Consider the following 11,386-nt stretch of genomic DNA (forward strand, 5'->3'; position numbering starts at 1 on the left):
AAGGAATATCGACGGATCGCCACACGTTATGAAAAAACGGCAAGAAACTATCTAGCAATGGTGAAACTGGGCTGCATCCGCGTGTTTTACCACCGGTTACGCAATTAAGGGACACAGCCTAGCACTGATTTTATTGTGTCCGTTAACCGCAATGGCTGATCAACTCTTTTTAAAGCCTGGGCAGTCAAAAACATTACGAACCAAAGGGCGTGTTAATACGGTATTTATCTCAGATCCTTCAGTAGCGGACTATAAAGTATTGAATGAAAACACCATCGTATTGTATGCGAAAGTGCCCGGTATTTCAGAGGTCACTGCCTATGATGCTGACACAAAAATTTTAGCTGATTTACAAATAAATGTTGATTCATTCCTGGGGGATATCAATCAGCGCATTGTGCTTGAATTTCCCGGTAGTCAGGTGGTGGTTAAGAGTTTTATCAGCGGTGAAGGTAAATCTTATATCCTGACGGGGACTGTGCCCGATGAGGAAACCCGTGGGGCGGTATATCAGTTAGTGGGCAGTGTCGTAGGGAAGGAAAGCCGAGATCTGAAGGTAAAACATGGTTCTGAAGATCATAACAGTTCAGAAGTTTTCTTTATGACAAATAAAGTCTATAGCAATGTAATAAACAGATTGCAATTACCCTCATCCAATCAAGTTAACGTAAAGCTCAGCGTTGTTGAGGTAAGTAAAAAATTCACAGACACTTTAGGGATTGAATGGAGTAATTTAACCTTTAGTGGACTGATTAAAGGAAATGGGGCTGTTAATGATTCTGGAGTTTTCAGTTTGATTGGCCTCAAACGTGGATTCGATGCAGAAAATATCAGTACCACAATCAGTGCTGTTAATAACGACAGTTTGGCTAGGGTGCTAGCGCAACCTAATCTTACGGTGTTGTCCGGTGAAGTGGCCAGCTTTTTAGTTGGTGGAGAAATCCCGCTTTTAGTGCAAAGCAAAGATGGTACAACTGTGCAATATAAAGAGTATGGTATTCGGTTAAACGTTGCTGCCAAAGTTGAAAAAAAACAGAAAATAAAATTGTTGGTTTCTAACGAAATCAGCAGTGTCTCTGGGAGTTATGCATACAATAATTACAGCATACCTCAGATAAAAACGCGGCGTTCCAGCTCTACGATCGAAGTGGCTGATGGTGATAGCTTTGTGATTGGGGGCTTACTCAATGAAGAGGATGTGGAATCACTGACCAAGGTCCCTTTCATTAGTGATATTCCTATTCTTGGGGCGCTGGCGCGTAAATCTCACACGGAAAGAAATAAAACAGAATTGGTGGTCTTTGCGACTGTCGATCTGGTTAAACCCGTGTCTTCGGCATCACGACAGAAAATTCAGTTACCTGAATATCACCGTAGCTCATCCGTTCAATTATTTTTTAATAGTGGTGTAGATAAAAATACCCGTGAAGGACGGCTTGCCAGTGATGCCCGCAGTTTTATGGAACGCGGTGGTTTTGCCAAATAGTCATGATAAACCAGGGCGCTATACATTGGAGTTTCGCATGAAATTATTTTTTGATACCAAATCGAATAATAAAAATACAACTGTGAAGTCACAGAAGAAAAAATTTGCACAGCCCATTTTAATTATTTCACCACGACCTGATGTGATGTCTGATATCGTCAGTCGGTTGTTAATGCATAATTTAGCTGATGTCATACCGCATGAAGCGGATTTTTTTACTATGAATGATAATCCAGCTGCCAGCAATGCCGTCGCGGTTATTGTCGATATTGGTGATGTGGATAATGTTGAACTTATTATGCAGATGGTTGCGCTACTCATCCCGGTTTCGGCAAAACCGATTCTGGTGGGCAATAATGACTCAATTCGCTTTGCACATGCGTTGATGATGGCAGGAACCAACTATCGGCATATTGGATCACAGTTAGCGCAATTGCCCGACCTGATTCGTGACCCTATTCCGGCTACGCATAACCGAGTGACGATGAAAATCAGCGTTCTGGGATGCAAGGGAGGGGCAGGAGCATCCACTGTGGCGCATCAGCTTTTTAAGGCCGCGGGAATGCTGACCTCAATACCCATGCTGTTGGTGCAGGGTTGCAGCGGCAGTCGGGATTTGGATTTATTGTTAGCTAAAGCATTACCCAGCGACGGCAGCATTGCCGATCTTACCGCTCATCAGTCGGTAAAGATGGAAACGTGCGACGCAGCATGGCTGTATGAGGATACCGCGTTTAATCGATATAATCTGGCTTTCTTTGATCATGGAATTCATTCACACCTCGAACAGCAACTGGAACAGGTATTTATGCAGTCCCATGTCATTGTGTTGGTGATTTCACGGGCGTTAGCCTCATTGCGTGTGGCGAAAAATATACTTGAAGAGCATAAACGTTTCTTGCTGGCAAACCCACTGAAAGAAACGCGTATTTTTCTGTGTTTAAACGAGAGTCATCCCAAAAATACGGATGAGCTTGTTAATGCTGATATTGAAGAGTATCTCGGGCTCGCTATTTTTAGCGTAAATGCCTACAACGTTCATCATAATCCACTCTCCTCAGAGAGTTCACTTTATCGACTTGCTGCTCACCTGTTAGGCAAGTCGTTGGACCCTAAGCCCTCTCGTAAGGTTCTGTTTTCCCTGCCGACTTTTCGTCGTACTGCGCGTCAAAATGCGGTCGTGTGATTTTTGGTCTTTTTGATATCTGAGCGGTGGTAAACAGAACAAGTGAAAGAGGGAAAAGGTGATGAATATTGAAACTGAAATGACCAGCACACTGCTCTATTTCCGCGAGCAGGTGCTTAAAAATATCGATTTAGAGCGTATTGATGAGTTAAAAAATCAGCGCGATGCGCTGTTGCGAGAAGTTAACGACGCCATTCAACGCGTGATGAATAAAGCAGGACAATATCTTTCAAGCAGGGTTTGCAACTGCTTAAGCGAGCTTATTGCCGATGAGATTACGGGGTATGGACCGCTGCGTGAGTTGATGGAAGATGAAAGTGTCAGTGACATTCTGGTTAATGGGCCTGAACGTATTTTTGTTGAGCGAGCGGGGAAATTGGAATTAGTCGATAAGCGTTTTATCAGCAACGAGCAGTTGATTGATATTGCCCGTCGACTGGTTGCGCGGGTGGGGCGCCGCGTTGATGACTCGCAACCGTTGGTCGATGCGCGCATGCCTGACGGTAGTCGCCTGAACGTGGTCATCGCGCCTGTTGCACTGGATGGTGCTTCGATCTCAATTCGTAAGTTTGGCTCCGGGCAGAGAACGCTGGCCAATCTGATTGAGTACGGCAGTATGAATGAGATGATGGCGAATTTCCTGGTCATCGCGAGTCGCTGTCGCGTAAATATTATTGTCTCTGGCGGGACCGGGTCTGGGAAAACAACCCTGCTAAATGCCATGTCCCATTATATCGATGAAGGCGAGCGGGTACTGACGCTGGAAGATGCAGCTGAGCTGCGTTTACAGCAACCGCATGTTGTCAGGCTGGAAACCCGTATGGCCGGTGCCGAGAACCAAGGCCAGATTACTATGCGTCATCTCGTCGTCAATGCACTGCGTATGAGGCCCGATCGCATCATTATCGGGGAGTGCCGGGGAGAAGAAACGTTCGAAATGTTGCAGGCAATGAACACCGGCCATGATGGCTCCATGTCAACCTTGCATGCCAACTCACCGCGTGATGCCTTAGCGCGTCTTGAAAGTATGGTCATGATGTCAAGCGCGGCACTTCCCCTTGCAGCAATCCGCCGCAATATCGTGTCGGCAATCCATATCGTTGTTCAGGTATCGCGCTTGCCTGATGGCTCACGAAAAGTGATTAACATTACAGAAGTAATGGGTATGGAAGGCGATAACATTATCTTGCAAGATATCTTCAGCTATTCCGCGCAGGCTGAACGCTCTGAAACGGGGGCAATTCAGGGAAGTTTTACCTCTTACGGTCTATTACAGCGCTCAACCGTATACCAAAAGGCAATAATCCATGATATGCAAGAGCCCTTGAAGCAACTGTTCGGAAATAAATTACCATGATCTTTATCTTCATAAGCATGCTTCTGCTTGGCTTGGTCCAACTCGTGCTCGAGCATCGGAAGAAAAAAAATATTCAACGATTACGTCACGTTGCTACTGTACCGAAAACTAACAAGTTAACCCACCAACTTAAGCAGCATGCATTATGGCAACATTTGGTGGCACTTTTCAGTGATATTTCTCGTTATTTGCTAGGTAAAGAGTATGACCTGGCGTTAAAAAATGGTTTGGTTGTCTTCGCTGTTCAAGGGGTAAGCATTTATAGTAGCCTGGAGTATTTACATATTGATTTACTTATTGCATCGCCGCTCATGTTGTTGTTGACATTGTATATACTTTTTCAACGGAGTAAAAAAGCGGCGCGAATAGCATTCGAAACCACATTTTCAGAGGCGTTGAATATTATTAACAGCGTTATTAGCGCTGGGAATTCAGTGATGCTCGGCATTGAACAGTGTGGTGAGAAAATTGCAGGTATTGTTGGAGAAGAGTTTAGAAAAATATCTCAGCGTCTTGAAATTGGTGAGGATATTGAAAGTGTTTTGATGGAGTCGTATCGACGTTTACCTTATAGGGAGTATTATTTTTTTATTGTCACTGTCTTGGTGAATATGAAAGGGGGAGGGCAAATCAAGGACGTCATGACGCGGTTAGCAACCATGATCTCTAATGGAAGAATTATTGATAGAAAAAAATTGGCCATGACATCTGAAGTAAGAATGTCTGTAAAAATATTAACGGCCATTCCGATTTTTTTCTTCTTTTTCATAAAGTACAGTTCTCCAGACAGTTTTGCTGTATTGCTTTATGATCCAATGGGTAAATTTATACTTTATTATGCGGTAGGCAGCATTTTCTCGGGCATTTTTATCCTTTGGTTAATGATGAATAAGTTATAGGTGAATTATGTTTTATCTGTTTTCACTGCTCATGATGGTTCTGGGCCTGGGTGGACTTCTCATCCATTTTTTTAAAGACAAGAATAAAAACAAATCATTAATGTTGTTGAATGTATATAAACATTCATTGAATGATACTGAAAACCAGGATAACGCATCGCATGCTGAGAAGATTTTGATAAAATCAAGCCGTTTGATTTCGATTGCATCATTGTTAGATAAAAATGTGATACTAAAAGTGCTAACCGTCGTTACGCTTGGAGGCGTATTATTTTTACTGAACATAAGTGGTATCCTCCAGGTGTCAATGAATGTTTTACTCATTTGTTTTTTAATCCTGAGTGTATCAGTCATTATTTTACCTGACGTGGTCAAAAAACGTATTATCGTAAAACGGTTAAAAAGCATATCAAACGATTTACCTTTTATTATTGATATGATGGCGGTTTGTATTCAGTCTGGAATGACGGTTGAAAAATCTATGCGATATATTAGTGATAACACTAAGCATGTTAATAAGGATATTGCCAAAATTCTGGAACGTGTCATGCTAAAAACAGAGGTTAGTGGAATCAATGCCGCGTTGGAACAACTTTATCAAGAGATAGCCAGTAATGAAGTGAGAATGTTCTGTACTACATTACAGCAGAGCATAAATTTTGGCTCATCCATTTATAAAATGTTAATCGCTTTAGGTAAGGAAATGAGAGATATACAGTTACTCGCTATGGAAGAAAAAGTGGCAAGCTTATCTGCCAAAATGACCATGCCGATGATTGGCTTTATTATGTTTCCATTGTTGGCAATAATTGTCGGACCAGGTTTGATAGGGATGATGGCATTATGGGGAAATTAGTTCATGTTTTATTATTACTTTCAGTTTTTTTTCTCGAAGGATGTGTTACCAAAAGCGGAAATCACAATGCTATTGACGAGGAGCAGAAGGAGTTTATTCTTACCAAGATGAATGATTTTCAAGGGCTAATTAAGTTATATCGTGAAAAACTAAATCGAAAAGAGGATAAAAAAACACGGTATATTTTGGCAAATCATTACCACTCTGCGATGGATTATGAATCATCAAGGCATTATTTAGCGCCTTTGCTGGTCGATAATCCCGATGAGAATATTCTGTTACTTGAAGGCAAGAATTTGCTGGAACAAGGACACATTGCTGAAGCGCTTGACAAAGTTAGGGCGGCTTTGAATAAAAACCCTGAAAATGGGGAAGCGTTAAACACGCAAGGCGTGTTGCTGGCGCAGCAGGGCAATTATCTTGCCGCCAAAGTATCGTTCGATAAAGCCCGAACGCATTTTGTTGATGAAGATAAAGTCATTAATAACCTCGCGATGCTGGCCATTATGCAAGAGGATTATCCTACCGCAAGAGGTTATCTGGCACCCTTGTATGCGCGAGGGTATACGGGTGAAAATCTATTACATAATTTAGTGTTTGTACTGGTGAAAATGCGGGATTTTGAGGGAGCTGAAGCGGTATTGCATCGAGCAAAGAACGTTGATATTAGTGATGGCTTGCTTGAATCGTTATCAAAAATCAAGCCCCGTTCTCAACGCCAGTTACAGCAACGCGAATTGTTGGCTAAGCAAGATGTATCGATAAAAAAAGGCCAGGATGACGAAGATGCTACGCCCGCATTACCGTTATCGAAAGAACATAATAACGAGATTATTGCGGTGCGGGCGGGACAACATGAAAAATATTTCCGCATGGCAATGGAGTCACGAGAAAGAATAGCAGTTAAAGAGCTCGGTGATAGAGCGCTGAACCAGATAGTCTATGAATTACAAGGCGTGACGGCGAGTGATGACATATTGCGCATAGGAAACAACTTGATGGCAGACGGTAATGTAAGGTCAATTTCAATTGCACATAAAGATAAAAATACCATTTTGGTGAAGTTCTTATTAAAGAAAAAAATGGATAAGTTGAAGGTATTTCACCTTGAGGCTGAGAAATCAGCACCGGAGAGATTAGTGTTTGATTTCTATCACGGCTAGTTTTTATCGGGGATATTCTCTGAGTTGTATCATCAAACGGGTTTTTATTGTATTAGGTTGATTACCGGAGCGTCTGTTGATTCGTTACACCATACCATTCAGTGGATTATAAACGCTTCTGGCATTTTTAAGGGATGATGTAAAGTGAAAGTAGAAGGGATACTGGCAATGGCTATTAGTATAATATTGACGTTCGTCTGTTATACGGATATTCGTTGTCGGAAAATTACCAATGCGACGACATTGCTTATTTTTTCTCTCTCACTTTTATTAGCCTTTCATCATCCTGAAGATCTCTCTTTAACATTGCTGTTGCTGTTGCTATTGTTTTGTCTTGGTTTTGTTTTATCTATAGTCGGCGTAATTGGTGCAGGCGATGTTAAACTGGTATGTGCATTATCAACGGGGCTTTCAACGACAGAGATGGGTAATTTTCTATTTTTGACGGGAATGGCAGGGATCCCACTCACGCTGCTTACGTGTTTATATTATCGACTGTTCTCAAAACAGAATGTCATCACAGTACCCTATGGTGTTGCTATTTGCTCTGGCTATTGGTTGTTGTGGGCAGTGTAAGTGAAAGGAATAAAAAATTGAACAACAAGAGAAAAAATGTGCTTTTATGGTATCGTTCGAGCACTGGAAGTGCCGCGCTTGAGTTTTCTTTGATCTTTATCCCTTTTATTATGGCATTTCTTTTTCTCGCAGAGCTGTGTCGGGTGGTTTATATTTCATCTGCCTTGGATTTGATTCTGGCTGAATCCAGCTATCGTACATCGCTTCGTCAGCCTGACAGCGATTATCACGCTTATTTTACGAAAGCCTTGAATAAGCGTTTAGGTGTATGGCCATTATTTACCAAAGAAAATAAGATAAGTGTGTCTGCACAATATTGTGACGACATTGCTGCGTTAATTGAGAATGGCAAACATTGCTCATCGACTCATGCAGTTGGAAAGCCGTTGGCATTGTATCACGTGAATATTCATTACCAGCCTCTCTTCTTTCTATTTCCGACAGTGATGGTTGAACAGCGATGGAAGAGAAAGGTTGCTTTTGTTCAGGAATTTCAGCGAGGAGAATTGTAATATGTCTTCGCTTTGCAGAAATGGAAAATTGCTGTCTGAGATAAAAAGTGATAAAGGAAGCGTAGCGATTGAGTTTTTTTTCTACTTTTTTTCTGTCGTACTACTCTGTTTTTTATTAGTTGATTACGGTCGATATTTTTTAAACAAAGGCTATATGGAACGTGTCAATCATTCTCTTGCCACAGTGTTGCGCGAACGCACTGTACTTTATCATGGGAAAGAGATCTTGACACAGGATGATGTCAATCAGTTAGATTTACTGGCAAAGATGCTCTTGGCTGAATCCCACATCGGGGAAAAGTATAATCTCTATGTGGATGCTATCTATTTTGATGAAGATGTAAAGTCAGACAAAAAGATAAAAGGTAAGCCCATATCGTTTACTGTAGTTCATGTAACCGATGGCAGTTGTCCAAAGTCAGAGTTTGCAAAGGATTTCACTAAACGTATTCCGCTTTCCCCTTTTTCTCATGCTGATACTGGGTCGACGCGAACTGAGCATTGGCTACCTGTTTATCAAGTCACTCTCTGTACTCAAGGTCAGTATAGTTTGTTACTGAAAATATTAGGTGCTATTGGACTATCTGTAGGAAATATCTCTGTGAGTAACGCGGTAATCCCTCGGTGAGTTTTTGGAGTTCGATAATTATTTCAGGGAGTGTCATGAAGATAAAATACGCTATTGATTTTTTTCTGTTGGTATTCCGCAGAGAGTCTGGGGCAATGACATTGCCGTTTGCTATTATGTTTCCAATGTTATTGATGTTTTTTTCTTTTGCACTTGATGGAGCGCATTTCCAGTCAAACCGTGCCCGATTGGCAGATGCGATGAATCAGGGGGTATTAGCCATTGCGATAAACGATCGCTGTGATTACGTTGCGGATAAAGAATGTGCTATTAAGCATGGAAACAAAGAGGCCAATGAAAAGGTTCTGAGCCACTATCTGAATTATTATCTGCCCAACGTGACGTTTACTGATAACGATCTGGACGTTATTGTCAGTCTGAACCGTGATAATGCAAAAGAATTATTAATTGATTATAATGCATCAGGGATTGCGACATTACATCCTATCTTCAAAAAATATAATGAGGTTGGATTTAGCGATGATATTCATATTCGTGCAGACAGTTCTGCTGGTACGGTAAGAAAATCGATGGAACAGAATCTCCCTACGGATTTCGTTTTTATTGTAGACGTTTCTGGCTCAATGGGCTGGGATATTAATGGGGTGAAACCTGATATTAAAGGTGGTGTCAAATATGATATTTTAAAAGAGGCAGTAGTGAATTTTTCTAAAATCATTCTTAATGATGATGAGAAAAACACTATTGGTATTGTTCCTTTTAATATTGGTGTTCCTGTTAAATTGAGTAAAAATGACCTTTTTGGTGGAAAAGAAGTTGGCTGTTCTTTTGTCGGTAAGCTTAAAAAAAATTATACGGAGGTTAGCAATAAAAAGATTGATTTTAACTTTTGGTATAACAAGAACTTCAATTATAAGTATAAGGATATCAACCAGCAGGATGTGATAGTCACATCTTATTATAAATCAATCGTCTCACCTGTTTTGAGGCTTACCATGGAGCAAATGGTTGTTGATAAAAAGTGGTGTGTGAGGCTCCCGCAGGTAGATGAAAATTCAAATAAAGATTCAAATGAAAAATCACCGAAGGCTTATAGCTGTGATGCTGATTCTCGTGCTAATTTGCAGGTGCATTCTCATCGTAGAGAATTTAATCTTCATTATGATAAGGCTAAAAAATTATTCATATTAGCAAGTCGATATTTTAATGTTGTAAATTTAAAAACTATTGATTTCAATGAGACTTTGAAAGATGACTATTTGTTTTCTGACAAGTCAGTAACTACTTATACCTACTTTCCTTATCATAGTAAAGATGGCATGTTTAATAACATGTGTGCTGGTTCTGTGCAATCGTGGGGAAAGTTAAATGTAAAGGCAATACTTGAACATCAAGTAAAGCGTATAACTAATTTTTCTAGATATTCGCGATATGTTGAGTCTCCGAATTCTTATTTAATTGAATTAACCTCTAATCCTAACATTATCTCTCAATTTAAGAAAATGGAGCTTCTTGGAGGAAATACTGACAGTAGCAGTGGTTTGTTGCGATCGTTACCTGTGATCGCGAAGGGTAATAACCCTAAAAAAGTCATTATCATGGTTACTGATGGGGAAGATAGCATAGGTGGGCCGAAAGAGTTGACCAAAGAGCTTCATGAGAAATATAATATTTGCAAAAGAATAAAAGAGGGTTTGTTAAATTATAATAAAATCCATAAGACAGTGGGGGTAGATATCTTTTTTATTTCATTGTCTAAGGATGGGGTTGATGGTAATAATGTTAAATTTTGGCGGAAATTCTGTGTTGGAGAAGATAACGCTTTTGCTGTGAGTAATTACCTAGATCTAGTGAATATACTGGCAAAAATATCTAAAAAAGAAAAAATAAACTTTATCGATAAAAGTGGTTTTTAATCGATAGGCTTCGTCCGTATTTGGGAGGGATATGAGAACAATAGTTATTGCGGATACACTCTATTATCGTTATATAGGGTTGAGCGATCTTTTTTATAAAAAATTCGACGGCAATCCTGATGTGGATGTATTCGATCACTACAACGAGAAAAAGCTAACGCGTAGGGGAGAATACCGTAATGCGCTGGTCATTGGTAATCAAACCTTTCATGAGATGGAGAGGACCAATCGATTATTACTCGCCAATAACAGCGATATCATTGTTTATCGTATTTTTTTTTCCGATATGATCAAACTACGACGCTTGAAGCGACATTTGGTGCTGAGTCCTTATTGTATCGTTGTGTCTTCAGATATCGCCAATCGTGATTTATTTATGCTAAGCCATTCTTGGCTGGGGTGTTTAGACAAAGAGAAATTCGCCTATGTCAGGTTTAATTCACACGAGCGACAACTGTTACAGTATTGGGAGGAAATAACACATGGTCATATTCCTGCTGGGCTTAAGGATATAGCCTACTCCGTTATTAGTCGTTTAAAGCGAAAGATGGATATTCGCAGTGAATACTCTCTTTATTTGCTGTGGCGGATAACGCACCTGGGGATTTTTTCTTTGAACAATTTTTCAATGGGCAGTAACCGCAACCGGGGCAGAGCGCCTGTACCGCGTAAACTATCGGCTACGCCCTCTATTCCCCACGGCTATTTTTTTCTGCGCTAAGTGGCTTTGTTGAATAAATCAGAACTTGTAACGACTGTGCCCCATCGGGTCGATTGTTACGTGATGCGAATACTGTTCGGCATTCCTAATAGCGTGATCCGGTTAAGCGCTTTGACCATCGCCAT

11 protein-coding genes and 2 pseudogenes are annotated in these 11,386 nt (G+C 40.7%); 12 read left to right on the forward strand and 1 reads right to left on the reverse strand.

The genetic code is table 11. The annotated features are described in order from the left end of the window. From ACTBDZ_RS10525 to ACTBDZ_RS10580, 12 genes and pseudogenes are all read left to right on the forward strand, one after another. Positions 1–108 (forward strand): annotated as a pseudogene (locus tag ACTBDZ_RS10525) (IS5 family transposase); the annotation flags it as partial. 43 nt (positions 109–151) lie between these two features. Further along, the gene (locus ACTBDZ_RS10530) at positions 152–1,486 is read left to right on the forward strand and encodes a type II and III secretion system protein family protein (protein WP_438815270.1); all 1,335 of its coding nucleotides are present in this window, start codon (positions 152–154) and stop codon (positions 1,484–1,486) included. 37 nt (positions 1,487–1,523) lie between these two features. Beyond that, on the forward strand, positions 1,524–2,672 hold the full coding sequence (locus tag ACTBDZ_RS10535) for a hypothetical protein (RefSeq protein ID WP_438815271.1): 1,149 nt from the start codon (positions 1,524–1,526) through the stop codon (positions 2,670–2,672). A gap of 61 nt (positions 2,673–2,733) precedes the next feature. Next, positions 2,734–4,029, forward strand: a complete 1,296-nt coding sequence (locus ACTBDZ_RS10540; protein WP_438815272.1) for a CpaF family protein — start codon at positions 2,734–2,736, stop codon at positions 4,027–4,029. Then, positions 4,026–4,928, forward strand: a complete 903-nt coding sequence (locus ACTBDZ_RS10545; protein WP_438815273.1) for a type II secretion system F family protein — start codon at positions 4,026–4,028, stop codon at positions 4,926–4,928. Before ACTBDZ_RS10540 ends, ACTBDZ_RS10545 begins: the two co-directional genes overlap by 4 nt. A 7-nt stretch (positions 4,929–4,935) precedes the next feature. Continuing rightward, the gene (locus tag ACTBDZ_RS10550; protein ID WP_438815274.1) at positions 4,936–5,784 is read left to right on the forward strand and encodes a type II secretion system F family protein; all 849 of its coding nucleotides are present in this window, start codon (positions 4,936–4,938) and stop codon (positions 5,782–5,784) included. Further along, positions 5,772–6,947, forward strand: coding sequence for a tetratricopeptide repeat protein (locus ACTBDZ_RS10555; RefSeq protein ID WP_438815275.1), 1,176 nt, complete (start codon positions 5,772–5,774; stop codon positions 6,945–6,947). The genes ACTBDZ_RS10550 and ACTBDZ_RS10555 overlap by 13 nt, the downstream gene beginning before the upstream one ends. Before the next feature lie 144 nt (positions 6,948–7,091). After that, complete coding sequence (locus tag ACTBDZ_RS10560) at positions 7,092–7,523, forward strand: prepilin peptidase (protein WP_438815276.1); 432 nt, start codon at positions 7,092–7,094, stop codon at positions 7,521–7,523. Positions 7,524–7,540: 17 nt separating this feature from the next. Then, complete coding sequence (locus ACTBDZ_RS10565) at positions 7,541–8,035, forward strand: TadE/TadG family type IV pilus assembly protein (RefSeq protein WP_438815277.1); 495 nt, start codon at positions 7,541–7,543, stop codon at positions 8,033–8,035. A 1-nt stretch (position 8,036) separates the two neighbouring features. Further along, the gene (tadF, locus tag ACTBDZ_RS10570; RefSeq protein WP_438815278.1) at positions 8,037–8,663 is read left to right on the forward strand and encodes a tight adherence pilus pseudopilin TadF; all 627 of its coding nucleotides are present in this window, start codon (positions 8,037–8,039) and stop codon (positions 8,661–8,663) included. A gap of 35 nt (positions 8,664–8,698) precedes the next feature. After that, a complete protein-coding gene (locus ACTBDZ_RS10575; RefSeq protein WP_438815279.1) occupies positions 8,699–10,540 on the forward strand; it encodes a hypothetical protein in 1,842 nt (613 codons plus the stop codon). A gap of 31 nt (positions 10,541–10,571) precedes the next feature. Further along, entirely contained in the window at positions 10,572–11,261 is a 690-nt protein-coding gene (locus ACTBDZ_RS10580) for a hypothetical protein (RefSeq protein WP_438815280.1), read from the forward strand. 56 nt (positions 11,262–11,317) lie between these two features. Here the strand turns inward: ACTBDZ_RS10580 and ACTBDZ_RS10585 are convergent. Beyond that, positions 11,318–11,386, reverse strand: a pseudogene (locus ACTBDZ_RS10585) (surface-adhesin E family protein); the annotation flags it as partial.

Origin of the sequence: Symbiopectobacterium sp., assembly GCF_051710365.1 — a bacterium.
Taxonomy (GTDB): domain Bacteria; phylum Pseudomonadota; class Gammaproteobacteria; order Enterobacterales; family Enterobacteriaceae; genus Symbiopectobacterium.

Coding starts and splice junctions, on each gene's coding strand:
- ACTBDZ_RS10545 (WP_438815273.1), top strand. CDS start 4,026: ATGATCTTTATCTTCATAAGCATGCTTCTGCTTGGCTTGGTCCAACTC.
- tadF (WP_438815278.1), top strand. CDS start 8,037: ATGTCTTCGCTTTGCAGAAATGGAAAATTGCTGTCTGAGATAAAAAGT.
- ACTBDZ_RS10540 (WP_438815272.1), top strand. CDS start 2,734: ATGAATATTGAAACTGAAATGACCAGCACACTGCTCTATTTCCGCGAG.
- ACTBDZ_RS10535 (WP_438815271.1), top strand. CDS start 1,524: ATGAAATTATTTTTTGATACCAAATCGAATAATAAAAATACAACTGTG.
- ACTBDZ_RS10550 (WP_438815274.1), top strand. CDS start 4,936: ATGTTTTATCTGTTTTCACTGCTCATGATGGTTCTGGGCCTGGGTGGA.
- ACTBDZ_RS10555 (WP_438815275.1), top strand. CDS start 5,772: ATGGGGAAATTAGTTCATGTTTTATTATTACTTTCAGTTTTTTTTCTC.
- ACTBDZ_RS10575 (WP_438815279.1), top strand. CDS start 8,699: ATGAAGATAAAATACGCTATTGATTTTTTTCTGTTGGTATTCCGCAGA.
- ACTBDZ_RS10530 (WP_438815270.1), top strand. CDS start 152: ATGGCTGATCAACTCTTTTTAAAGCCTGGGCAGTCAAAAACATTACGA.
- ACTBDZ_RS10580 (WP_438815280.1), top strand. CDS start 10,572: ATGAGAACAATAGTTATTGCGGATACACTCTATTATCGTTATATAGGG.